At 39.6% G+C, this 23,573-nt stretch carries 24 protein-coding genes; 5 read left to right on the plus strand and 19 right to left on the minus strand.

From position 1 onward, the window contains the following. Positions 1–2 precede the first annotated feature (2 nt). Positions 3–263, minus strand: a complete 261-nt coding sequence (locus U9R83_RS19275) for a metal-sensitive transcriptional regulator (RefSeq protein ID WP_013058561.1) — start codon at positions 261–263, stop codon at positions 3–5. A gap of 377 nt (positions 264–640) precedes the next feature. On the opposite strand from U9R83_RS19275, the gene U9R83_RS19280 reads away from it, so the two are divergent. After that, positions 641–1,081: a NucA/NucB deoxyribonuclease domain-containing protein gene (locus tag U9R83_RS19280; protein WP_014458694.1), complete on the plus strand. Its 441-nt coding sequence runs from the start codon at positions 641–643 to the stop codon at positions 1,079–1,081. Positions 1,082–1,116: 35 nt separating this feature from the next. Continuing rightward, entirely contained in the window at positions 1,117–1,524 is a 408-nt protein-coding gene (gene comJ / locus U9R83_RS19285; protein ID WP_328575395.1) for a competence protein ComJ, read from the plus strand. A 232-nt stretch (positions 1,525–1,756) separates the two neighbouring features. Here the strand turns inward: comJ and U9R83_RS19290 are convergent, their stop codons facing one another. From U9R83_RS19290 to U9R83_RS19305, 4 genes are all read right to left on the minus strand, one after another. Next, positions 1,757–2,347: a CPBP family intramembrane glutamic endopeptidase gene (locus U9R83_RS19290; protein ID WP_014458692.1), complete on the minus strand. Its 591-nt coding sequence runs from the start codon at positions 2,345–2,347 to the stop codon at positions 1,757–1,759. Between the two features lie 388 nt (positions 2,348–2,735). After that, a complete protein-coding gene (gene helD / locus U9R83_RS19295; protein WP_328575396.1) occupies positions 2,736–5,054 on the minus strand; it encodes an RNA polymerase recycling motor HelD in 2,319 nt (772 codons plus the stop codon). A 243-nt stretch (positions 5,055–5,297) separates the two neighbouring features. After that, on the minus strand, positions 5,298–5,423 hold the full coding sequence (locus U9R83_RS19300; RefSeq protein ID WP_014458690.1) for a hypothetical protein: 126 nt from the start codon (positions 5,421–5,423) through the stop codon (positions 5,298–5,300). Positions 5,424–5,563: 140 nt separating this feature from the next. Further along, a complete protein-coding gene (locus U9R83_RS19305) occupies positions 5,564–6,079 on the minus strand; it encodes an enoyl-CoA hydratase/isomerase family protein (RefSeq protein WP_116739305.1) in 516 nt (171 codons plus the stop codon). Between the two features lie 242 nt (positions 6,080–6,321). On the opposite strand from U9R83_RS19305, the gene U9R83_RS19310 reads away from it, so the two are divergent. Beyond that, positions 6,322–6,690: a winged helix-turn-helix transcriptional regulator gene (locus U9R83_RS19310; protein ID WP_014458688.1), complete on the plus strand. Its 369-nt coding sequence runs from the start codon at positions 6,322–6,324 to the stop codon at positions 6,688–6,690. 23 nt (positions 6,691–6,713) lie between these two features. On the opposite strand, the gene U9R83_RS19315 is transcribed toward U9R83_RS19310, so the two are convergent. From U9R83_RS19315 to U9R83_RS19350, 8 genes are all read right to left on the minus strand, one after another. Next, the gene (locus U9R83_RS19315; RefSeq protein ID WP_014458687.1) at positions 6,714–7,928 is read right to left on the minus strand and encodes a cytochrome P450; all 1,215 of its coding nucleotides are present in this window, start codon (positions 7,926–7,928) and stop codon (positions 6,714–6,716) included. Positions 7,929–8,097: 169 nt separating this feature from the next. After that, positions 8,098–8,493, minus strand: a complete 396-nt coding sequence (locus U9R83_RS19320) for a DoxX family protein (protein WP_042991961.1) — start codon at positions 8,491–8,493, stop codon at positions 8,098–8,100. Between the two features lie 155 nt (positions 8,494–8,648). Beyond that, positions 8,649–10,070 (minus strand): glycosyltransferase family 2 protein, encoded by a 1,422-nt coding sequence (locus tag U9R83_RS19325; protein WP_328575397.1) that lies wholly within the window; start codon positions 10,068–10,070, stop codon positions 8,649–8,651. 44 nt (positions 10,071–10,114) lie between these two features. Then, positions 10,115–11,338 carry a nucleotide sugar dehydrogenase gene (locus U9R83_RS19330; protein WP_042991958.1) on the minus strand — a complete coding sequence of 408 codons (1,224 nt, stop codon included), beginning with the start codon at positions 11,336–11,338 and terminating at the stop codon, positions 10,115–10,117. Continuing rightward, entirely contained in the window at positions 11,331–12,857 is a 1,527-nt protein-coding gene (locus U9R83_RS19335) for a glycosyltransferase family 2 protein (RefSeq protein ID WP_042991957.1), read from the minus strand. The genes U9R83_RS19330 and U9R83_RS19335 overlap by 8 nt, the downstream gene beginning before the upstream one ends. A gap of 2 nt (positions 12,858–12,859) precedes the next feature. After that, entirely contained in the window at positions 12,860–13,060 is a 201-nt protein-coding gene (locus U9R83_RS19340) for a hypothetical protein (protein ID WP_014458685.1), read from the minus strand. Between the two features lie 18 nt (positions 13,061–13,078). Continuing rightward, positions 13,079–13,426, minus strand: coding sequence for a DUF2642 domain-containing protein (locus U9R83_RS19345; protein ID WP_014458684.1), 348 nt, complete (start codon positions 13,424–13,426; stop codon positions 13,079–13,081). A 258-nt stretch (positions 13,427–13,684) separates the two neighbouring features. Beyond that, entirely contained in the window at positions 13,685–14,359 is a 675-nt protein-coding gene (locus U9R83_RS19350) for a C40 family peptidase (protein WP_014458683.1), read from the minus strand. A gap of 197 nt (positions 14,360–14,556) precedes the next feature. On the opposite strand from U9R83_RS19350, the gene U9R83_RS19355 reads away from it, so the two are divergent. After that, on the plus strand, positions 14,557–15,846 hold the full coding sequence (locus U9R83_RS19355) for a globin-coupled sensor protein (RefSeq protein WP_208732968.1): 1,290 nt from the start codon (positions 14,557–14,559) through the stop codon (positions 15,844–15,846). A gap of 40 nt (positions 15,847–15,886) precedes the next feature. Here U9R83_RS19355 and U9R83_RS19360 read toward each other — a convergent pair whose 3' ends face one another. From U9R83_RS19360 to U9R83_RS19370, 3 genes are all read right to left on the minus strand, one after another. Continuing rightward, complete coding sequence (locus U9R83_RS19360) at positions 15,887–16,417, minus strand: HTH-type transcriptional regulator Hpr (RefSeq protein ID WP_115654725.1); 531 nt, start codon at positions 16,415–16,417, stop codon at positions 15,887–15,889. 197 nt (positions 16,418–16,614) lie between these two features. Next, a complete protein-coding gene (locus U9R83_RS19365) occupies positions 16,615–17,478 on the minus strand; it encodes an RsiV family protein (protein ID WP_140451072.1) in 864 nt (287 codons plus the stop codon). Then, positions 17,475–17,975, minus strand: coding sequence for an RNA polymerase sigma factor (locus U9R83_RS19370; RefSeq protein ID WP_116739324.1), 501 nt, complete (start codon positions 17,973–17,975; stop codon positions 17,475–17,477). The genes U9R83_RS19365 and U9R83_RS19370 overlap by 4 nt, the downstream gene beginning before the upstream one ends. Positions 17,976–18,133: 158 nt before the next feature. On the opposite strand from U9R83_RS19370, the gene U9R83_RS19375 reads away from it, so the two are divergent. Next, entirely contained in the window at positions 18,134–19,543 is a 1,410-nt protein-coding gene (locus tag U9R83_RS19375) for a polysaccharide deacetylase family protein (RefSeq protein WP_226701586.1), read from the plus strand. 28 nt (positions 19,544–19,571) lie between these two features. Here the strand turns inward: U9R83_RS19375 and U9R83_RS19380 are convergent, their stop codons facing one another. From U9R83_RS19380 to U9R83_RS19390, 3 genes are read right to left on the minus strand one after another with little or no spacing between them, the layout of a single operon-like run. Continuing rightward, a complete protein-coding gene (locus U9R83_RS19380) occupies positions 19,572–20,687 on the minus strand; it encodes a GerAB/ArcD/ProY family transporter (RefSeq protein ID WP_014458678.1) in 1,116 nt (371 codons plus the stop codon). A 17-nt stretch (positions 20,688–20,704) separates the two neighbouring features. Continuing rightward, the gene (locus tag U9R83_RS19385; RefSeq protein WP_014458677.1) at positions 20,705–21,934 is read right to left on the minus strand and encodes a Ger(x)C family spore germination protein; all 1,230 of its coding nucleotides are present in this window, start codon (positions 21,932–21,934) and stop codon (positions 20,705–20,707) included. Then, a complete protein-coding gene (locus U9R83_RS19390) occupies positions 21,924–23,546 on the minus strand; it encodes a spore germination protein (RefSeq protein ID WP_182421285.1) in 1,623 nt (540 codons plus the stop codon). The genes U9R83_RS19385 and U9R83_RS19390 overlap by 11 nt, the downstream gene beginning before the upstream one ends. Between the last annotated feature and the right edge of the window lie 27 nt (positions 23,547–23,573).

A 23,573-nucleotide genomic window follows, 5' to 3' on the forward strand; every position in this document is an offset into this window, starting at 1 on the left:
TCTCATCTGCTTTTTACTAACAACTCTACTGCTTCTTTTACTAAATTTTCCGTATTCTCGCCTTTTTCAATGCTTTCTCTTACGCATTGTTCAAGGTTTGTGCTGACAATAACACCCATCGTGCGATCAATTGCGCTTCTGGCTGCTGAGAGCTGTGTCACAATGTCACGGCAGTCTTTTCCTTGTTCCATCATATTTAAGACGCCTTTTAACTGACCTTCAATACGTTTCAAACGATTTTTAACTTGCTTATCATATTCCATCATACTACTACCTCCGCTCATGCATGATTGCGTTTGTTGCTTTTAAGCTTACGCAAGAAGTAAATGTATACACAACTTTATACCTATTAGGGTATGATGTCAAGTAAAGGAAGTTGACTCTTTTTTTCACCTAGGACCCATAGACATACAATTAGACACTTCACACTCCATTTAATCTGAATCGTAAGTAAGGTACACACCGCAAAGTATAACTCCTAGAATATTCTGAGGCCTTTTGAATCTTACAGATAAGACAAAATGATCATTTTTACATAATTGTTAATACTTGTTTACACCGTATTTATTGTCCTGTAATCTAAACTTAGCAATCTGAGAGTATAGTTAAGCTGTAAAAACGACTACACTGGAGGTTTGAGATGAGTACATACGGGAAAAAATTAATGGCAAGTCTATTCATTATCATTGCATGCGTTTTAGGGTTTATAGGACATGCGGCGTTTTTAGCTCCTGAAAAAACGGAAGCCGAAGCAAACTATGATGCAACGCTTTATTTTCCACTGGACCGATATCCTGAAACCGGCGATCATATTCGCGACGCAATTGCTGCTGGTCACTCTTCCGTTTGCACAATTGATCGCGATGGTGCTGAAGCAAACCGAGAAGAATCGCTAAAAGGATACCCAACAAAAACAGGCTATGACCGTGATGAATGGCCAATGGCTATGTGCGAAGAAGGCGGAGCAGGAGCTGATATTCGCTATATTTCACCTTCTGATAACCGCGGAGCCGGCTCATGGGTTGGAAATCAGTTAGAACAGTACCCAGATGGTACACGCGTACAATTTATCGTGCAATAATAGCTGAACAAGCTTTACTTTGAAGAGGTGAAATCATGAAAACAAAATGGAAAGAACAAGAGCTAACAATGTCATATCATCAGTTTACGCTATTTCAAAAAGGACAGCCAAAGCCCCATCACGACTGGAGTGATGAAGATATTCAAAAAGGATATGTCGCAGACGATAAAGCTATTTCATTTGAAGCCGTGTCGAACACAAAAGCCATTATTGAAGTGTGGGTAAACGAAACTCCAGACGCATCAAAGGCTGAAAAGACCACTCGCCTTCCTTTTCACGTCGAAAGCGATGGGATTGAAATCAAAAGCATCCTATCTGAAACTTTAAGCTATGACATTCCAAAAGGATATTATTACGTCACATGCCTGACCATTCCTCTTCAAGAAAAAACAAACTCAGGCCTTTATTTAGTGAAGTACTTACTGCATTTTGAAAGTCAATAAAAAGAAGGCAGCCTACTGTAAGCAGTTCAGGTAACATAATCGTAATTACACAGGAAGTAACTCATAAAAAAAATGAGACAAACATATTTTAAGTAAAGGAGATCCGGACGATGAATTGTTCGGATTTTTTTATTGTGATGGTGGAACAAGCAGTCCAGCTCATGTACTCTATTTGTTTGTCTTTGGAGTGGATTGATTCCATCATGTCTTAATCTCTTCTTTGTGAAAGATGCTAAAATATCCATCCGTTAAAGACCATACCTAAATTAATAATAAAATGAAAAACTACGGCTGGATATATGCTTTTCGTCTTTAAAACGACAAATGCGTAGAAAAATCCCCCAAAAGAAAAAAGTAAACTCATGATTACAGGAATTCCTATTGATATGTGCAAAAGACCGAATCCAATACTCGTAATAAAAACAGCGTAAAAAGTCGATAGACTGCTTTTTAAATGAGATAACATAATTCCTCTCCAAAGCACCTCTTCTAAAATTGCATTTATAATTGAGAATACTATACCGTATATGACGAATGATTTTGTATAGCTTATATCTTCAGCGAATAGTAAAGGTACAAAAATCGTAGCCGAACCAATCAGACCAAACATTAAAAAGTACGTTAGCTGAATTGAATGCTGTGGCATCACTACACGTTTCTGCCAGTCTGGCAATGATGCAAAAAGAAATACTCTTTGCTTGGACAACAAAACTGAAAGCAATAGTCCACCTATAATAAACAGAAGTAAAACTCTGTTTACAATAATTTTCATCTTTTTAGATAGATCCCACTCAATGAAATAATTGCTTCCTATTTGAAACATATATGTCCCTACTAAAAAGAATAGAAACAGAGAAACCGTTGAACGATATTTAAAGGTTAAAGCATAGATAAAAAGCAAGCCTATGATAGGCAACAGTCCCGCAGCAAATAACTTATAAGAAAAAAGAACAATACCCGAGAAAAATAAACTTATTATAAAGATGAGTAATACATTTATTCGTAAATATTGGATATAAAACTCCTCCTTTCACTGTCCTGCTGATTCGCTTTAGGGTAGTTGGACTTTAACCAAACAAATTTTATTTAAGCAATGTAAATAAACTGAATCCATCCATAAAAATAAAAAATCGAGGGTAAAACCTTTGCGATTTCACCCTCGATTTTTCGTACTACTATTTCAGACACTCAAGACACTGACCGTTCTTTGTTTATTTACCGTGGTATTCATAAGTTTCTTTATTTGATATAAACGGGCTAATTTCACCAAGTGAGAACAGGTGGAGCTCATGCATCGCTCTTGTGCATGCTGTATAAAATAAATTCCGCTCATATTCATCTTGGTAACATTCACTCGACGCATTATAAATGATGACAGCATCAAATTCAATTCCTTTTGCTAAGTAAGCTGGCAGGACAAGCATGCCTTTTTCAAATGAACTTGTTTCTTTTGTCAGCAGTCTTGCAGCCATCGCTTCAGGCAAAGCTTGGAATGCTTGACGACTTTCCTCAGCTGTTTTAGCAATAATAGCAATCGTTTTATAGTTGCGCTGCTTCAATTCATTAATTTTGTTTATGATTGCCTCATGCAGCTCTTTGACGTCACCTGCAGCCGTCACGGTCGGCTTCGCTCCGTTTCGATTAAACGGATCGATTAAATGGCCGTTTGCGACCATATCCCTTGAAAACTCGACAATTTGACGTGTTGAGCGATAGCTTCTTGTAAGAGTCAGCGTTTCTGCTTCTTTCTCTTCATACAGCTCGCTTGAAAGAATGGTCGGTGCGTTCAAGGCGTGCGCATAGATCGCTTGATTCAAGTCTCCAAGCAGCGTCATCCTGGCATGCGGAAACAGCTCTTTTAAAAATGCTAGCTGAAACGGTGAATAATCTTGTGCTTCATCAATAAACAAATAGCGAATGACAGGGTTAGCTTTGCGCCCTTCAATTTGATCTTGGATATATAAATAAGGCGTTACGTCTTCATAAGACAGCTTCATGTTTATGACTCTTTGTACCGTGTTTTTAGCAGTGTCTTCCCACCCTTCTACGTGTGAAAAAAGATGATTTCTTTCAAACAGCTGCATATAGATACGGCGAATGTCGATAAATTTAAGCTGCTTGATGGCCTGCTTAATAAATTTTATTTTCTTAGCTACAACGGCTTTGGCTAAATACGCTTGTTCCCGATCGAAATCATCAAATGAGCTTTCCGTATAGCCTTCCTTTTTCTGCAGGTGCTGATAGGCCTCTACATAATCTTCTTTTTCTAAAAGCTGAATTTCTTCTTGAACCCAATCTTTTTTACGCTCAAGTTTTTCAAGCTGATTAATGAGTTTAAGCGCCCACTCGGCTACAAGCTGCATTCTGTTAGCGATGGAAATTCCCGTATCAAGCGAGTAGAAATAAGACAGCAGACGCCGAGCAGATAACACGATTTCGCCGCGAAACTTAATGTTTTTAAAAATGATGTCTTTAGTAGACAGCTCTTCGATATACGCATCTACCTGCTTTTTAAATTCACGGCTTGCTTTGTAGCGGATTTCCTGCATTTTTTGTTTTTTTGTTGCGGCATCTTTCTCCGTTAGCAAATATTCGATTTGAACGAACAAATCCTCCACTTCAAACTCGTTTCCTAACCGTCCATCAGCATATTGCTGAAACGTTGTTTGTTTCATGTTGTCTTCTCCAAGCTCCGGAAGAACGGTTGAAACGTAGCTGTTAAAAAGCGGATTTGGTGAAAACAGCATCATGTTTTCTGCAGTCAGCTGCTTTCGGTGATGATAGAGAAGATAAGCCACACGCTGAAGAGCCGCCGACGTTTTACCACTCCCTGCTACCCCTTGAACAATCAGCACTTTATTTTTTTCATTTCGAATAATTTGGTTTTGTTCTTTTTGAATAGTCGCTACAATACTTTTCATTTGACTACTTGCATTGTGCCCGAGCACTTCTTGAAGCAGCTCGTCTCGAATGGTAATTCCTGTATCAAACATACTTTTAATTACGCTATTTTCAATAATAAACTGACGCTTTAGCTTCATCTCGCCTTTAATCGCTTCACCTGGCGTTTCGTACTGCGCCTTTCCTGGTGAATAATCATAATAAAGACTCGAAATCGGCGCACGCCAATCATAAATTAAAAACTCTTCATCTTTTTGATCCATTAAGGAGCCGACGCCTACATAAATAGCTTCCGCTTCTTTTTCACCATTTTCTATAAAATCAAAACGCCCAAAATAAGGGGATTGCGTTAGTTTTTTTAATGTTTTTAATTGATCATACGCTTGTCTATGGGTAATTTCACGTTCAGCTAAAAGTTCTGCCTGCTGCTTAATGCTCGTAAATGTCTCGATTACGTCATCTGGCTCATCCATATTAACCGTAACATCGTCCCAAAACGTGCTTCGCAAATCGACAATTTCACCTTTTACGTTTCCTACGCTTTTGCCTATCTTTTCAGCTTTTTGGCTGATTTCTTCTACTACCCAATCAACTCGCTGCTGTTCTTCTGTTAAATTTTTATCTTTCACTTATCCACACCCCTTACACACGTTACCCGATAACAAGACTTGTTACCGGGTAAAAGCGATCATTGTTTATTTTTTCAGAGTCTACATACTTCCCTACTAAGTTCGTAAATCCCTGCTATGTAACCATATTATGTCTTAATTTCCACCGTTAGTATACTGAAAAATAATGAGCTCCACAACAAAAAGGGCTGAGAAACTCTCAAGCCCCTTATCTTTATAAGTTGTTCCTCTACTTATTAGCTATTACTGTTTCCAAAAAGTTAGCATATGAATGATGGCTGTCACCACTTCTACTCCTTGAAACGCCAGTAAACCTGCTGCTGCCGCTGTAAACAATCCGACTACCGCTTCTTTAAAAATGAATGGCATTGATACCAGCTCCTTTGCTTATTTAAAATAAGTAGATTTGTTATCATTCTACTCCTTTTTTCAGAATTTTCAATACCATTTTGTCAATGAAATAAAATAAAAACGCTTTCACTTTATAGGAAATAAAGTGAAAGCGCTTTTTAAGCTTCCTTTTCTAATGCATTGAGCGCAAGTGAATATTCTAATCCTTTCCCTTTTTGCACAACGTGCTGCACTTTTCCCATGTTGCATGCTTCTTGCGCACTAACAGTCATACCGTTTGTTAACTTGAGCTGCACAGGTTCTTCCGCAATTCGTACGTCGCATGCTAAAGCTAACTCATACCCTCCGCCAAACGTAAAGTTTGTAAGAAGCGCAATCGTTTGTTTGGCACTGCATGAAATACGCTGAAAAATCGCTCGAGCTGCTACTGCATGAATCGGCTGATAAAGCCTTCCTGTTTCTTCTCGTAGGAAAGAGGTTGTTCTATGATCTCCGTTCATTTTATAGTACTCTCCCATGAATACAATAGATCCAACCGACGAATCGTGCTGCAACTCATTCATCGTTTCTTGCAGCTCATACATAACTTCGCTGTTCAAACGATTAAGCATCGACTGATTCATTCGTATAACCGCCACATGATTTCTTTTTTCTACTTTGATAAATCTTTTCATCGTTCCTCCGCCCTTTCCCCTGTCGTCCTTTATAAATAAAGCGCTTTCAAAATATTTCGCTTTTTAATAGAAAAGTTATTTTCATAGTTTCATCATACAACAAACTCATAATTATTTCCATTACTTTTTTAATTTTCCGTCAATAATCCCATGAATCATTTCCATGTTTTTATCAAATAAGACGTGCTATAGTATAAACAGCACAAATGCAGCTGAACTCACTGATAAAAGGAGTAATCACTATGAAATACGACTTAACAAAATGGGAGCCTCACGGCTATTCTTGCCCTGTGGAAGCAGCCGTTGATGTAGTCGGAGGCAAATGGAAAAGCGTCATTTTATATCAATTATCCAAGGAACGCCGGCGCTTTAATGAACTGCGCAGACTCATTCCTGGCGTAACGCAGCGAATGCTCACGCTGCAGCTTCGCGAACTCGAGCGCGACGGAATTATCCACCGCGAAGTCTATAAACAAGTTCCGCCTAAAGTAGAATATTATTTAACGCCTTTTGGAGAAACTCTCATCCCTATTATCGAGCTGATGTTTCAATGGGGATATAATCATACCGATAAAATTGCTGAAGCGAGAATTCAGGCAGAAAAAGAGTAAAAAGCACGCAAAGCGTGCTTTTTTTATACATGTTTTCGAATCAATAATTCTTTTAACCCATACACAAATGTGCTTTCAATCGGCTTTAACTCAAATGCCGGGCTCCAGTCCATATGCGGATAGCGGTCAATCAGTTCAGCCAGCATAACTTTTGCTTCTATTCGAGCAAGCGGTGCTCCTAAGCAAAAATGAATCCCTCTTCCAAATGCCATATGGATATTTGGCTTTCGATCGATTTGAAATACATCCGGGTCTTCAAAGTACTGGGCATCTCGGTGCGCGGATCCCATCCATGGAACGACGTGTTCGCCCGCTTTTAATTTCTTCCCTGCAAGAACCACATCTTCTTTTACGATTCGGTGAAGAGCCTGAACGGGTGAACGATAGCGAAGAACTTCTTCAATCGCAGAAGGTAAAAGTTCTTTTTCTCGTTTGAGTCGTTCAAAAGAAGCTTTATCTTCCATTAAACAATAAATCGTATTTGAAATTAAGTTCGTGGTTGTTTCGTTGCCTGCAATCAGCAGCAAAATGGAAAACCCGACGATTTCTTCATCCGTTAGCTGCTTCCCTTCTTCTTTTGCCTGAAGAAGCACGGAGATAATATCAGCCCCTGGATGCGTGCGTTTTTCTTCAATGATTTTATAAAAATAAGTTTCGAGCTCATCATTTGCTTTCATTTTATCTTGCTGCAATTTTTCGAGCGTTTCGCGTTCATTATTCGACGGACCCGCTACGATAATATCCGACCAATCTTTAAACTGACGCTGATCTTCTATCGGCACGCCTAAAATATCGGCAATTACCATAACCGGAAGCGGATAGGAAAGATGCTCGACTATATCAATATCTTCAAGATGCTCAACTTCTTGTAATAATTCGTGTGTAATACGCGCAATTTTAGGCTCCCATGCTTTCATTGCTTTAGGCGTAAAAGCTTTATTAACAAGCGCTCTCATTTCAGCATGCTTAGGCGGATCAATATTAATTAGGCTCGTTCCTAGAGCAGTTTGTCTTTGGTTTTGTGGAGGTCTTCGATCAGAAGAAAAAATATTCTTTTGTTCTAGCACTTCTTTGACCCCGTCATAGTGAAAAACATCCCATACCTGCCTTTCTTCGTCCCATTGCACAGGCGCGCTGTTTCTCATCTCTTCATACCATGAAAAAGGATTAAAGCGCTCTTCTTTTGATTGAATTGTATTCACTTGACGGACAATTCCGTTTTCTCTTTCGGTTTTCATGTTAAAACCTCCCCGTATCGTTCAAATAGAATGACTATGTAGTCATCTATGACCAAATAGTACCATATATACGAATTTTCTTAAAAATGATAGCTGTATATTTTAGTAAAAATGAATCGATAGAAGGATATATTTTACAAAAAAGGGTAGGCGCATAGCGCCTACCTTTTTAAGAATAATGTTCTTCTGGTTTTTGTAATCGGTTGTCTAACGCGTACGCGCCGCTTCCTGCTAGAATCATATGAAGCGAAACGACAAAAAGGGCAATCTCAAGCTCATAGCCGCCTGTAAAACCAGCACCGCTTTTCGCTGTAAAAATAGCGCCAATCATCACGATCGCAAACAGAACACCTATTAAGCGCGTTTGAAACCCAAGAATCATAGCAGCTCCTCCTACGAATTCAATAACAGCAACCGCGTAAGCGAAAAACGCGGGAATCCCCATGCTGTGGAAAAAACCGACCGTATTATCAATACCGCTTTGAAATTTGCCAAGTCCATGAATAAAAAACGTTAGTCCTAACATAAGACGAAGTAAAAACGTTCCAAGCTGATAGCTTTTCATTTCTTTTCCTCCTTTTTTACTTTTGTCTGCACATGTAACAATTTTAGTTACAACTGTGAACAAATTCAAGAGGTTAGAACAGAAAAACAAGATATCAGCAAATTTCTTTACCTCATTTTAAACATTTTTTTTTAAAATAAGACCATGCTTCCTGCTCAGTCACGCTGAAGATACGATAGAAATGCAAAAATATGATCCTGAATAATGAGTTCTGCCGTAGCAGAATGGCTCTTTAATGATAAGTGTTCAGAATATCGAAATCGGTTAAATTTATTTACATCAACATGGTGAACGGCCTGCACATGAAAACCCCCTACTATGGCTTTTACTTGGGCAAAAGGCGGTACAGCAAGAGATTCGGGCTCAATTTTCTCGAGGCACTCTCTGCTTATGGCATGAGGAACAGCTGTCATGGAGCTCATTAATAAATCTTTTCTTCCTATTGTCTCGTTCAACACGTACTTCCACCCCTGGACCACATGCGTGAGCTTTTCTTCATCTTCACATATGTTTAAAGCTACATCGACACCGCTCGCTACCGCTGCAGCAAACGGATACAACTCCTGAGCTGAAAGAACAAAGTCCCCGTCTATGAAGAGAAGAATATCTCCCGTTGCTGCAAGTGCTCCTGCAGCTCTTCCGCAATCATGCCCTAACCGCTCATCGTAAACAATAGTTTTAACACCCTGTTCTTTGGCATACTTCTCCGACTGATCCTTAGAGCCGTTAATCACAACAATAATTTCTAACGGTTCAAGTTTTCTTGCTTCTGCAATCACTTGTTTGAGTGTTTGTTCTTCGTTGCAAACCGGAATAATAACAGAAAGCTGTTTACCTCCATAAAAAGAAGATAATCTCCCCCAGCCGTGCTCAACAACTGGAAGAGGCTGCGAAAGCATATCCACTCGCCTTTTACGGTGTGACGCAAACGTATAATATGTTTGAAGAAGCTGCTGGTAGGATTGAATTCGTTCTCTGCTACGCAGCGGCCGATCAAACGGACGAAAGCTTCCCTTTCCCTGCGTTTCGATCGTAATATGCGAGCTTACACGATACTGTGTTAAGAACGTCACAAATAAAGAAAGAGGCGGCAACTCCCAGTGGTTCTTTAATACGCTTACTAGCACACCGTAAGGCGCTTTTAAACAAGCGTTGGCACGATGAGGCTTTCCAAGTGCATGATGCAGAACCGTACTCCACGTCAGCTCGCTGCGGTTAAAAGCATTCATCTTTGTTTTTTCCCACTTGTTTAGCACCACATCGCTATGTTCAAATAACAGCGGCTGAACAAAACGCTCAAGCTCGGAAGCCGAAAGAATAATATCGCCGTCTACAAATAAGACGGCATCTCCTTTAGCAGCCTTTGCCCCTTCCATTCTCGCTTCATGTGGAGAAAGGCGTTTTTCTACTACTTTTACCGTACATCCCTCTTCTTTCGCTATTTTAACTGAAGCATCGGTACAGCCGTTTGCAACTACGATAATCTCAAGCACGTTCACTTTTTTAATTTGTTTAAGCACGTTTTTTAACATTTCTTCTTCATTGTAAACGGGCAGAACGACAGAAAGAGTTTTCATTGATATTCCCCCTAAAAAAAGAACCACTGAACAATTCAGCGGTTTCATTCATTTAAAATACCTCTTGTATCCACAACTTTTTTTGCGTATTTTACAATTGACCAATCGATTTGACTGTGATCGGTTAATACAAGTACAATATCGCTTTTTTCAACTTCTTCTTTTGTCAGCGGTACAGAAAAATACGTTTGCTTATTTAATATAGCGGAGTCAATATAAGGGTCATGATACGTCAGCTCATATCCTTTTGCTAAAAGACCTTCACATACCGTCAGCGCCGGCGATTCACGCATATCATTTACATCTTTTTTATACGCCATGCCTACAACAAACACTCGTTTCTCATTTGCTGCCAGCTGCTTTTCAACACGTCTAATTACTTTATTTGGCATTTCTTCATTAATATGATGAGCGGCTTCAATAAGTTCGCTCGTTAAGCCATTTTGCTTTAGTTTCCATAGGAAATAAAGCGGATCAACGGGTATGCAGTGTCCTCCAATTCCAGGACCTGGATAATAAGGAGTGAATCCAAATGGCTTAGTAGATGCAGCTTGTAAGACCTCATAAAAGTCTATTCCTAATTCCTCACACAGCTCGTTTGTTTCGTTCACCAACGAAATATTGACCAGGCGCTGAATGTTTTCAAACAGTTTGCACATTTCTGCTACTTTTGGAGAAGAAACAGGCACCACCTGTTGAAAAATACTTTCATAAAACGTCTGCACGTGATGAAGGCAGTCTTTGCTGTAGCCGCTAATTACTTTTGGAATATGCTCAATATCGTATGATTTGTTTGCCGGATCAACTCGTTCTGGAGAATAAGCTAGATAAAAATCTTTACCTGCCTGTAAGTTGGAATCTTTCAAAATAGGCAACACGACTTCTTCAAGCGTGCCTGGGTAAGTAGAGCTTTCATAAATAACGGTTTGCCCTTTTACCATCTGTTCTTTTAAGAATGCAGATGCGCTAATGACTGGTCCTAGATCGGGGTTATGATTTTCTGTAATAGGAGTTGGCACGGTCACAACTACATAATCGCATGCTTGAAATGCAGAGATACCTTTTTGTAACTCATATGCTTCAAAATTTTTCTCGCTTTGAATCACATCACTATGCACATCTGGAATATAGCTTTTCCCTTGTTTTAGCGCCTCAATTTTTCGTGCGTCAATATCAAGACCAACGACGCTATAGTTTTTCTTTGCAAATAAAAGAGCAAGCGGCAATCCAACATAGCCAAGACCAATAACAGCAACTTTTTTATTCATTCTTCAACACCTCAAACAAGATATCATGTCTTCGTATGTCCGGAAGAAACTCGCCTCTTTCACTTGTTTGGCTAATATAGTATGCAAGGGCCTCAACATAATCTCCTAGAATGCGCTGCGTTGATGCCGCCAAACCTTTGACTTTCATGTGCTCCTTTCGAATCCGGTTCGTTCGCGCCACATCAACAAAATGAACGGGCTGAACCATAAAGCCGTACATAATACTTTTTAATTGAAATAAAGGTGGAATAATAAGAGATTCGTAGCCAACTTTCTCCATTACATCCCGTTTAATTGCATGCGGAATCGCCGTCGTTGTATTGATTGTCAAATCGGGACGTTTGCAAATGATATTAAGAAAATATTTCGCCGCACTTACAGAGTGAATAGGATGCACTTCATCCAGCAGACACTCTAAATTATTAAGCGCTACATCAATTCCTTGATCAGCTGCTTCTAGATACGGACGTAAATTTTCTGCAGAAATGACGATATCCCCATCTACGAACAAGCAAACTTCACCGCTGCTGTACATGGCACCGATTGCTCGAGGTACATTATGTCCAAGCCGCTGCTTGTAATGAAGAACAGTGGCTCCAGCTTCAATTGCTCGCTTAACTGTCACCTCATCCGCCCCATTAGCAACCACGATGATTTCTTCGACTCCAGCCTTTTTTACTTCTTTAATCACGCTTGAAATCGTCTCTTTTTCTTCGCCTACTGGAATAACAGCACTGTATTTAACGCCGGTTTTCCGCTTCACATTCGGTGTATAGGCAGAAACAATTTCCCGGTTTCGATCACCATCTGTTAGTCCGCCTCTTATTCCTTTTTCTTCAATAAGGTGAGTCAGTGCTTTAATGTGATCTCCAATGATATAGTTTGTGGAAATTGGAAAAGGTGAATTGGTAGGAACGGTCTTATGAGTATTTCGAATCTTGTTTGTATAAATAACGTCTGAAGAACACGGTGCAACAATTGACATTCCTTTTAAAAGAGCAATGGTATGAGCGAGGGGTGGATGAGCTAAGTTCTCGTAGCCGATTTTAGCTGCTGATGTTTTTTTGATGGCATGAGGAATAGCTGTTAAGGCTTGAACAGATAAATCTTCACGCTGTAAGCACAAGTTCAGCATATATTTTGCAACGGAAACAGGATGAGGACGCACCTTTCGTTTCATAATCCACGTAAGATTATTCAAAGCGATATCATGACCAGTTTCTATAGCTTGTGTATATTTCATCAGCTCCTCATGAGGAACCGCTATATCTCCGTCCAAAAAAAGCAAAATATCTCCTTTTGCTTTTTTAGCACCAATGGCTCTTCCAATATTAATGCCTAGAGCTTCTTCATAGTAAATGACGCGACACCCTGCATCCTCGGCTATTGCCTTAGTTGCATCACTAGATCCATTTACTACGACAATAATTTCAAACGGCTTTATTTTTTGAGCTTCTTTAAGCACAGGTAATAATGAATCTTCTTCGTTACAGACTGGAATAATGACTGATACTTTCAATCTCACTCAACTCCGCTGAAAATTCGAACATACGTGATGGCTACTAGTGGGATGGTTACGTCCGTGGGCTCACCATATGAGCTTGATGTACGCACAACAGCCGCTGCGTCCGTAACAGCAAGCAGTGTTCCATTAATAACGTCGATAGCTGTGATGATTTGCACAAATGAACCCACATTTTCTCTTAATGCATCTTGAAACATACTTTTCTCTCCTTTCGTTTAAGCGCTTTGAATAGTAACAATGCTTGTAAATGGAAGTAATACTGTTGATGTTGGAGACTCTACTAATTCTAAATAATCATCTCCTACAAATATCACAACACCTTCTAGTGGACCAGCCGTTGTTTCAATCACAACTTCTTTTCCGATATACTGCTCGGCAATTTCTTTAAAAGGTGATTCTTGAAATTCTTTAATAATATTTATTACGTATTCTTTGAACGTGTCAGAATAAACGACTTCTTCTACCGCTTTCTTTGTGTTTTCCTGAATAAATTCAGCAAATCGATTTGAAAACAACAGGTGTTTTATCTTTTCTACATAGCGACGGTAACAACAAAAAAACATAAATTTTGTTCCTCCTTTTTATACGGTTCTCCCTTCAAATTACCTACAACCATTGACGTAACTTAAGAGATTACTTTACCAATATATACAAGCTTTATCATAAAGGTGACAGAACTTTTGGTGTATTTTCATACAAATACGCACATGACCAGCCCGTTTTGCATAGGATTATTCCCTACTTCCTCCTACCTATTGAAACCCAAACAAAAAAAGACAAAGCTCCTAAGCTTTGTCTTTTCTTATCTATTAAATGAAGAATCAGTTGGCTGCAATACGCTTTGCTCCTATATAGCGCTCTTTCCAATAGCTTGAATTTTTATCGCTAATTGTAACGCCTTTAGAAGACGATGCGTTAATAAACTTTCCGTCTCCAAGATAAATGCCTGCATGAGAAGGACCTTCTTTGTACGTTTCAAAGAACACAAGATCTCCTACCTGCGGTTCACTTACATTTTCACCTGCTTTATAGATATCTTCAACCGTTCTTGGAATATCAACGCCTACGCTTTCTTTATATACATACTGAAGATATCCGCTGCAGTCAAATCCTGAAGGTGTAGTGCCGCCCCATTTGTACGGCGTGCCCATTAAGGATTTTGCTTTGCTGATTACTTTATCCGTATTCACTTCTGATTCGCCTTCTACAACGCCGCCTTTACCTAATGCATTGTATGTATTCTCTCCAACAATTCCATCTGCTTCTAGGTTATGTTTCTCTTGAAAAGCCATAACCGCTTTTTTTGTTTCATAATTAAAATAACGCGATACTTCGCCTTTTAAAAATCCTTTATCTTTTAACACCGTTTTAACTTGTTCAACATCATCATTTGTCATCCCTTGTTTTAAAACCGTGTCGCCAAACGCAGCATGTCCCATTGCCGGACTTGCAAATAAAGCTCCTCCTACAAGAAGCGCCGATAGCATTTTTTTCATTTCGTTTCCTCCCCGAATCATGTTTTAAGCACCGTACAACCATACCATCTGCGGATAACAATTCAATTAATAGAAGATAACAATTTGATAACAATCTTCTTAAACAGCCTCAACTCTTGGATGTAAAACGCCGAAATATAAGAAGAAGAAGAAGAAGAAGAGAAAAACAACTATTCTAGCAAATAAAGGTGATAAACATGAATTGGTTTAAACGAAACAACGTGCACGCCGAAGCCGCGGCTGTCGAATCCGTTACTGTAAAGCTTCATGTATCGGACCCGATGATAAAAAAGCAGATTAACATGATTTCCTTAACAGCAGAGGATCTCGAACGAATTGCCAGATTTCAAGTTCACGCGCTGAACGCCATCGAAGAAATCGTGAATGATTTTTATAAAGCTATTGGCGAACAGGCTCATTTGGTTGCGATTATCGAAAAGCACAGCAGCGTCCATGCATTAAAACAAACGTTAAAACAGCACATCTTAGAAATGTTTGATGGACAAATAGACGACGCTTTTGTGGTAAAACGTCAAAAAATTTCCAAGATGCACGTTAAAATTGGACTTGAGCCAAACTGGTATTTGTGCGCATTCCAAAATTTATTTACGTCGCTTCTTTCAGTATGTGAACGTACGATGGAATCAAAAGAAGAATGTCTAGCTTTTATCGCAAGTATGACAAAACTTATTAGTCTAGAACAGCAAATTGTGTTAAAAGCCTATGAGCTTGAATATGACGAGCAGCGCGCTGGACTTCAGACTCAAAAAGAGAAAATTCAGCTAGAAATCTCTCGTACATCATCTATCCTTTCTTCGTTATCTGAAGAAACGAAGAAATTTATGAATCAAATGCACAGTCAGTCTTCTGACGTCGTTTCTTATGCAAACAAAAGCTCTGAACTAGCAGAAGTCATTGAGAAGGAATCCGTTACGAGTCAAGCAAAATTAAAAGAAGAACAAAACATGCTTGGAAGCATACAAAAAAATACGTCGCTCATTCAAAACAAAATGAAAACGCTCGAACATACATCACAGCAAATTCATCAAATTGTTTCCATTGTTACTTCTATTGCTGAGCAAACAAATTTATTAGCATTAAATGCTTCGATTGAATCTGCTCGAGCGGGCGAGCATGGAAAAGGGTTTGCAGTGGTGGCACAGGAAGTACGGAAGCTTGCAGAAGAAACGAAGAAATCTATTTCCAATATTTCCACTTTTATCGGAGACATTCAAAAACAAATCGAAAGCGTCTCGGCGTTAGGGGGAGAAGTCGCTACATTAACAAAAGATACGGCTGACAATATGAACAACATTACTTCTTTTTTCACGAACGTTCTTAGCATAACAACCGAGAACAAACAGCAAACCGTTCTAACAAAAAAAGAGCTTGAAAAAATAGCGAATGTAATGAAGCAGCTGTCTCTGCGAATTGAGAAGATGGCACATTCCTCAGAAGAACTTGAACGGTTAACTGAAAAAAGTTGATATGCAAAAAAGCCTTCTCAGCTTGCACAAGAAGGCTTTTTTATTTTTTCAAGCTAGCGGGCTCTTGAGAAGAACGTTCGATAAACTGGACAAAATCCTCTCCGTATATGCTTCGAATCAGAGCCGTCAGCTCAACAAAGTCAGGCAGCTCTCCGTAAACATCTCGCAGCGGCATCGCTCCTTGAAACAAAGGATTTTCAAGAGGATTATAATCCTCGAGCGTTTTTAAAAACACCTTTTTTCCTTCTTCTGTGAGCTGTACGTATGTATTCCGCTTATCTTTCTCATTTTTAGAAAGGGTAAGATAGCCTCGCAAGTGCAATTTTTTTGCGAAGTTAAAAGCTGTGGATAAATGCATGACGCCTAGCTTTGAAATGTCGGTCATCGACGCAATTTCCAGCTGATAAGCAATCCCCAAAATGTGATGCTCATTAATGCTCAGATCGTACGGCTTAACCCACTGCTCCCAATCCTTTTCAGTAGACTTCCAAAGAGCTTTGCTTACCTGCATCACAAGCTGATTAAACAGCATGGCATCTTTAATCGTATCTTGATTTAACGTGCGTTTCACCTCTTCACTTCCTCTCTAAAAATGCAACCGTTCACATCAATTTCCTCTTAAGGCTTTATAAACAAAAAGAATGAAAATATATACAAAATATTATACATGATTGCCTATATATTTCAACTTATTTTGCATAAAAATAAATATTTTCGTTTCTTTATGTAAAAAAACAAGCATGAACGCTAAGCGTTCATGCCTGTTTTTTAATGAATATACCGTTTGCCCACTAAAAGGTTTGAAATAACGTCTGTCGGAATTTCAAACTCAACGTTTCCCATATATCCTGGGGCGACTTTGTATTTATCAAATACAATTCTAAGCTTGTGATCTTTTGTAATGTAGAAGCTTTGATTTTCAGCAATCTCTTTAAAAGGATCCATATCTTCTTCAGTCAGCCAATAGATTTTGCCTTCTTCGTGTTTCATTTGATCTTTCATTTGCTGTTTAATATTTTCACTAATGACCTTTATATAGCTTTTATCTTTGAACAAACTTGGAAGCGTAACGAGCACTTCGTGTTTTTTATCAATCGTGTCGTACTGATTGACGCTCGACGTTGAAGCTCTCGATTCTTCCACATATCGATGAACCACAAGCAAATCATCGGTATCCGTCATAATATCATAGCCGCTGCTGACAGCCACGTTTCCTTTCTCTCCTTTTTGTAATGTTTTCATCTCTTTTTTAAACTGTTCATACAGCTGTTCATTTTCTTTTATATACTTTTTATTCAAGCTTGTTTGAAGACCTTTATTTTCCAAGCCTGAAATCGATGGTGTTTTTACGTCAATACGAGAATGCTTTTCTTCTTGCTTCAGTTCCTCAAATGTCATTACTTCTACTACTTTTCCCAGTACAGGAATTTTTGCCATTGCATTTGCCGCATCTGGACTTACATTCACCGTTGTGATAAAAATCACCGCTGCTGCCGCAACTGCGCTCGGCCAAATATAGGATTTCTTTTTACGAGGATGTGAAGCAAGTGCCTGTGCGACAACATCGTCTAATTCGTGTGGAATCGGAATGTCATGATACTGCTTCTTTAACTTTTCTATTTTTTCATTCATTGTTCTAAGTCCTCCTCCGTCATCGTAATCCGCAACAGGTTCAACGCTCTGTATAGCCTTGTCTTTACCGTATTTACATTTTCCTCAATGATTTCCGCAATTTCGTCCATTTTTAAATCTTCGAAAAACCGCAGAATAATAATCGTCTTATATTTAACCGGCAGCTGATCCATTGCTTGTTTTAAATCGATATCTTCATACTGATCTTCGCGTCCGCTGCTCAAGTACTCAAGCGCTTCATCGTCCACAAGGGTTAAACGTTTATGCTTTCGCAGGAAATCAATTGCCGTTCGTACAACAATTTTATAAAGCCAGCTTTTAATTGATTGAATATCCTTAATACTGTCCATTGAAATGAGTGCTTTCTTTATCGATTCTTGCACAATATCAAGCGCATCTTCTTGATTTTTTACATAGCTAAAAGCAAGCCGGTAAAAATCCGCTTTATGCTCGGTCACGCACGCTACGAGCATCTGATATGCATCATGTTTTTTCATCGTCTTTCATGCCCCTTCTATTTTCTCTTGCTGAAGTACGTCTATAAGGTAGACGGAATAAGTAGAAAAATAGTTTGGTTTTTTTAAAAAAAGTAAAACTAAATGATGGTCTCATACGTCTATTAGGTAGATATATACAAAAAGGGGAATATTACTACATGAAAACCATGGGCTACAAACGTATTTTGACACTGCTTGGATGCTGTATTTTGCTTCTTGGTACAGCAGGTTATATCGTCAAAGCAAACAGTACAGAGAAAAAAACGGCAAGTATTCAAACAGATCAAACCTATCCAAACGTTGAAATTCAAACGCTAGTTAAGGACCTTACCGACGGAGGCTATGCCATTAGCTACCCTTCCTTTGGTAAAAAAGAAATTGATCAATCCATTCAAGCTTACGTAACAGATCAAGTGGCACACTATGAAAAAAAGCTGAAGAAGCAGTCAAAAAAGAAAAAATCTGAATTAACGATTACATATAAAATCGTCCATTACAGCAAGCAAACGCTAAGCGTTGTCTTTGATGAATATGAATCTATAAATGGAGAGAAAGGAACATCTTCTCTCAAAACCCTTACATTTGACCTGCCCGCTCAAAAACAAATGACGTTAAAGGATTTATTTAAAGAAGATGCAAATTATTTAGATCGCCTTTCGGCTATTTCATATGCTGAATTAAAAAAACAAATGAAAACAGCTGATTTTGACCCGGACCTTCAAAAAGGAACTCAGGCAGCTAATCAAAATTTCAGTCAGTTTGCGCTATTTGAAAACAGTATTGTGATCTATTTTAAACCTTATCAGCTAGGTGCTGAACAAACGAAAACTAAAACAATCGCTATCCAAAAAGATTTATTTAAAGACATGCTGAGCGATGCTTACAAAGACGAAGCAGCAAATAAAAATAAAGTCAAAGAAACGCCTCCAAAATATATCGTTAACGAAATGCCGCAGCAAGGAGCGCCTATTGATCCAACTAAAAAAGTCGTTGCAATGACCTTTGATGATGGACCTAACCCTTCATCTACTAATGTAATTTTAGATGGATTAAAAGAAGTGAACGGGCACGCTACCTTTTTTGTGTTAGGAAGCCGCGTTCAATATTATCCTGAAACAATCGAACGTATGGTGAAGGAAGGCAACGAAGTCGGAAATCACTCTTGGGACCATCCTCAGCTCACACGTTTGAACGAAGCGCAGGTCAAACACCAAATAGGCGATACCCAAGCTCTCATTAAACAAGTGAGCGGCTATGAACCACTGCATGTACGTCCTCCTTATGGAGCCGTGAACGCAAATGTAAGACGTTATATCGGAAATGTTGGCGTGACTCTATGGGATATCGATCCTGAAGACTGGAAATATCGAAACGTTCCTCACTCCGTTCAAGCAGTTATGAGCCAAGTCGGAGACGGAAAAGTTATTTTAATGCATGATATTTACCAAACAAGTGCCGAAGCAGCGCTTGAAATTATGAAGCAGCTTCACGCACAAGGGTATCAGCTTGTTACGATTTCACAGCTAGAACAAGTAAAAAAAGAGCGAGAGCAGCTGCATTTGCAGTAAAAGATCGCAGACGAATGCGCTGCAGCCATTAGGATGGCTGCAGCGCTTTTGTTTTTTTTATGCGATGTTTAATAAATGCTATACAGAGCAGCGCAAGCGGAATCACTACGTGAAAAGGGATAAAAAGCAACACCGGCATAATCGTTAGCCCTTCTTTTAAATGCTCTTGAAAATTACTTGCAATCGTCAGAGAAAAAAATAAAATCACCGTGCCAACAGGATATGTCAGCGCAGAAGGTCGTTTTACCTTAAACAGTGTGGAAAGTCCAACAATCACGGCGTAAAAAAAGACGCTGATTTTAACAAACCCTCCAATGACTAACGCAATCATAAAAAACACGTCTAGCCGCTCTAAAAAATCAGCTACTCTAATGCTCTCTACCGTACTTAAAAGCGGAAAGACCGACCTGTTAGTCAACCCTATCCCTAATACACTCACGTTGATCGCCATTGTAATTGCTAAATTAATACCGCTTAACACAATGCCGCAAAGGCCTACAAGCTTTACTTTTTTAGGATCTTTTACATATGGAAAAATCATCGTAAACACAACAGCTTCTCCATACGGAATATACAGAGTCTGAGTGGCGACTGTTTTTAAAACCGGCCAAATCCCATCTCCAAGTATCGGTTTTAAAGAAGTAAAATCAATTAATCCTGAAACAAAAATAAGCACAAATCCTGCTACAGCCAAGATATACATCAAAATAAACATGAGCTCTCCTGCCCGAGCCACTACTTCAAGTCCTTTGTGCACGGTATAAATAATCAACAGCATCAGCATCGCGTTCACGACAAACAAAGGGCTGTCGGGGTAGCCAAATGTCAGCAGCATTTCTCCAAAATCACGAAGTACCCGAGCGGCAGCATATGAAAAATGAAGCAAATATAAAAAAGCAAGTGCAGATCCCAAGACTTTCCCTAGCAGCTTTTGCATGTATTCTGTCGGCAGCATGTTAGGGTAGTACCTATACAGCCGGTAGTAAATGAGGTAAAGCAGCAAGCTCCCAAACATACCGAGTAAAATAGCAAGCCAGGCGTCTTGTTTTGCATCCATTGCAAGCGGAATGAGCAATGCGCTTCCATGTTCAAAAAGGACGATTAAAATAAAAAACTGCACAGAGCTAATTTTCACTTTTTCCACTCATTGCTCCCTCCTGTTTACTGTCGTTGTTTTACCGCATCAGACATAAACGACTTGTTTCGCAAACCTGCTCGTCTTACATACGCTTCTACTTTCACATCCATCTCCACTTCAGGAAAATACACATCGCTCCACTCGTGCTGAAGCCTTTTCCACTGCCTCGGATAATTTTCGTGCACGACTTCTCCAAATCCTACAACATCCGTCTGTTTCTTTTGAGCAAAAGCAAACGCTTCTTTTATTTCGTTTTCAATCGCTGCTTCTATTTTTTTTTCAATATCAAGAATCACAAATGGATTTTTAATATCTACAGGTACTTCCATTTCACCAATATCCCCTTCTACCCTAGTTCTTACAATCATCTTTGGTTTGCCGTTCACCATATTTGCACTCACGTTTGTTCGCTGACGGACGACTTGATAAGCAATAGCTTTCTTTTTATCTTTCCATGAAATATTCACATCTGTTCCCTGCACTTTATCCCGCAGCCACATCACGCCTCGCGCTTTTTTTCCATATAAAAATGTAATCAGCCTGCCATCTTTAAACATGCCGAGTCCTTCTGCACGAAGAGTCGATTCAGGAGCAGTTTGCTGCAGATTTTGCAGCGTTTGGGCTTTTTGAGCGCTACCTCTTATTCCAAACCCTGACATCAGCGCTTGACTTCCAGGAGATTCGAGGTTTTTCATAACTTCTTGAGCCGATACTTTCATATGTTCTCCCCACTTTTGCTCTGTGAGCTCCAGCGTTTTAAGGACTTTATTAGCTGGAATCTTATCAATTGGCGTAAGAGATTTTACAAAGCTGGAAGCTTTTACGCCGTTTGCAATGACCATATCAGATGTAATTCGAAATTCCGGATCTCGGTCAATGGCATCAATAATAACATCAATGCCTTCCGTTCTCGCTAGACTTTCTCCGATAACAATTAAGTTTGTGTGAGCGTAGTACAGTCTTCTTGATACAGTGCTCGATGCTCTTCTGCTTGCTTCCACTAAGTTTGCGCCTTTTGCTCCGTATACAGAAACAGACGGACTTTGTGTACCTCCGCCGCCTCCTTGAAGACCGCCGGCTACGTTACCTGGATTAATAATTTGCAGCGTGATTTGATACTGACCATCTTTTGTTTTATCAATTCCCATCGCTGCGACAATCGCTAAATCAGTTAATTCCTTACTGCTCCAGCAGCTTGAAAGAAAGCAAATCGTAAACGCCATTACTGTACATAAGAGCCCTTTACGCATCATTTTGATCGCCTTCTTTCACCGTAGTGTTTGCCATTCCCCGGCTTTTAGGAGGTGTTGGGCGCTGGTCTTCTCCTTCTCGCGTCATATTTCCACTACTAATGAGCCTTGGTCTGTGTCTGAGCATCCACCACGGCATGCGAACAATCGTATCACCTGAGTTGCTCGGAATAAATGGAGCAAGAGGCGTCATATATGGAACGCCAAATGAACGAAGACTGCAGAGATGAACAATCATCATTAAAAAGCACAGAATAATGCCATAAAACCCAAAAGTAGCTGCTGCAATCATAAAAACAAAACGAATGAGCCGCGCGGAAATCGCAATGGCAAAAGAAGGTGTAGCAAAGCTTGCAATCGCCGTCATCGCCACAACAATAACCATCGCTGGAGATACAATCCCCGCTTGAACCGATGCTTGCCCAATCACGAGCGCTCCTACAATTGAAACTGCAGAACCGATCGCCCTTGGAAGTCGAATACCGGCTTCTCGCAAAATTTCAAATGTGACTTCCATAATGAGCGCTTCAACCAAGGAAGGAAACGGAACATCTTCCCGCTGTGCAGCAATGGCGATGAGCAGCTTCGTCGGAACCATTTCCTGATGAAACGTTGTGATCGCTACATACGTAGCCGGTGCAATTAGTGAAATAAAGAAAATAAGAATGCGTAAAAAACGAATCGATGTTGCAATATCAAAGCGCGAATAATAATCTTCAGGAGACTGAAAAAACTGAATGAAGACAGCCGGTGCAATCAGCACAAATGGCGTTCCGTCTACAAAAATCGCAATACGCCCTTCTAACAAATTTCCTGCAACGATATCGGGACGCTCTGTGTGATACATCGTAGGAAAAGTAGTGTACGTTTGGTCTTCAATAAGCTGCTCCACATAGCCTGATTCTAAGATGCTATCGATATTAATTTGGTTAAGACGCTGCTTTACTTCTTTTACGATTTTGTCATTGGCAATTCCATTGATGTACATCATTGAAACGTCTGTCTGCGTTACTTTTCCAATTTTCATCGTTTCTACCCATAAGTCGGGCGATTTGATAATTCGCCTAACCATGGGCATGTTTTTAGCAATTGATTCCGTGAACCCTTCCTTTGAACCCCGAACGACAAGCTGTGTAGTCGGCTCTTGAATCGAACGCCATTCTCCGCCTTTCGTACCTGCACTCATTGCATGGTTGTTTCCATCTATCAAAATAAGCGTGTCTCCTGACATCAAGGCTGGAAAAACTTCACTCCACGTATGTAAAATCGCAACGTCTCCAATTCCTACTACATCTTCTTTTAATAACGTAAAGGCGTTTTGAGGCGTTATTGGTTCAGAAAACACATCATCTTTCATCATGGTGTCTACTAACAGCTCTTGAATAGACTGATTGTCTACAATCCCGTCTATATAAATAACAGCGGCTTGAATGGTCGCCCGTTCCCCGATTTTTATATAGCGGATCACCATATCCGAGCTGTTCCCCGTTCGCTTTTTTATGTTGGCTATATTACCTTCAAGCGACTGCTTCAGCAGTTCTTGTTCCTCCGGTAGCGAACCTTCTGTTTCCTTTTTATCGTCTTTGCTTTTTTTATTTTTAAATAAAGAAGGCACGATTAAAAACACCTTTCTTTTCTTTTT

The organism is Priestia sp. LL-8 (genome assembly GCF_036227845.1).
In the GTDB taxonomy this organism is placed as follows: domain Bacteria; phylum Bacillota; class Bacilli; order Bacillales; family Bacillaceae_H; genus Priestia; species Priestia zanthoxyli.

What these genes read in the sequence shown, in the direction of transcription:
- U9R83_RS19280 (WP_014458694.1), top strand. Translation starts at nt 641, where the DNA reads ATGAGTACATACGGGAAAAAATTAATGGCAAGTCTATTCATTATCATT.
- U9R83_RS19375 (WP_226701586.1), top strand. Translation starts at nt 18,134, where the DNA reads ATGAAAACCATGGGCTACAAACGTATTTTGACACTGCTTGGATGCTGT.
- U9R83_RS19315 (WP_014458687.1), bottom strand. Translation starts at nt 7,928, where the DNA reads ATGAAAACCGAAAGAGAAAACGGAATTGTCCGTCAAGTGAATACAATT.
- U9R83_RS19370 (WP_116739324.1), bottom strand. Translation starts at nt 17,975, where the DNA reads ATGAAAAAACATGATGCATATCAGATGCTCGTAGCGTGCGTGACCGAG.
- U9R83_RS19365 (WP_140451072.1), bottom strand. Translation starts at nt 17,478, where the DNA reads ATGAATGAAAAAATAGAAAAGTTAAAGAAGCAGTATCATGACATTCCG.
- U9R83_RS19385 (WP_014458677.1), bottom strand. Translation starts at nt 21,934, where the DNA reads ATGATGCGTAAAGGGCTCTTATGTACAGTAATGGCGTTTACGATTTGC.
- U9R83_RS19305 (WP_116739305.1), bottom strand. Translation starts at nt 6,079, where the DNA reads ATGAAAAGATTTATCAAAGTAGAAAAAAGAAATCATGTGGCGGTTATA.
- U9R83_RS19320 (WP_042991961.1), bottom strand. Translation starts at nt 8,493, where the DNA reads ATGAAAAGCTATCAGCTTGGAACGTTTTTACTTCGTCTTATGTTAGGA.
- U9R83_RS19330 (WP_042991958.1), bottom strand. Translation starts at nt 11,338, where the DNA reads ATGAATAAAAAAGTTGCTGTTATTGGTCTTGGCTATGTTGGATTGCCG.
- U9R83_RS19310 (WP_014458688.1), top strand. Translation starts at nt 6,322, where the DNA reads ATGAAATACGACTTAACAAAATGGGAGCCTCACGGCTATTCTTGCCCT.
- U9R83_RS19355 (WP_208732968.1), top strand. Translation starts at nt 14,557, where the DNA reads ATGAATTGGTTTAAACGAAACAACGTGCACGCCGAAGCCGCGGCTGTC.
- U9R83_RS19340 (WP_014458685.1), bottom strand. Translation starts at nt 13,060, where the DNA reads ATGTTTCAAGATGCATTAAGAGAAAATGTGGGTTCATTTGTGCAAATC.
- U9R83_RS19290 (WP_014458692.1), bottom strand. Translation starts at nt 2,347, where the DNA reads ATGTTTCAAATAGGAAGCAATTATTTCATTGAGTGGGATCTATCTAAA.
- U9R83_RS19275 (WP_013058561.1), bottom strand. Translation starts at nt 263, where the DNA reads ATGGAATATGATAAGCAAGTTAAAAATCGTTTGAAACGTATTGAAGGT.
- U9R83_RS19345 (WP_014458684.1), bottom strand. Translation starts at nt 13,426, where the DNA reads ATGTTTTTTTGTTGTTACCGTCGCTATGTAGAAAAGATAAAACACCTG.
- U9R83_RS19300 (WP_014458690.1), bottom strand. Translation starts at nt 5,423, where the DNA reads ATGCCATTCATTTTTAAAGAAGCGGTAGTCGGATTGTTTACAGCGGCA.
- U9R83_RS19350 (WP_014458683.1), bottom strand. Translation starts at nt 14,359, where the DNA reads ATGAAAAAAATGCTATCGGCGCTTCTTGTAGGAGGAGCTTTATTTGCA.
- U9R83_RS19325 (WP_328575397.1), bottom strand. Translation starts at nt 10,070, where the DNA reads ATGAAAACTCTTTCTGTCGTTCTGCCCGTTTACAATGAAGAAGAAATG.
- comJ (WP_328575395.1), top strand. Translation starts at nt 1,117, where the DNA reads ATGAAAACAAAATGGAAAGAACAAGAGCTAACAATGTCATATCATCAG.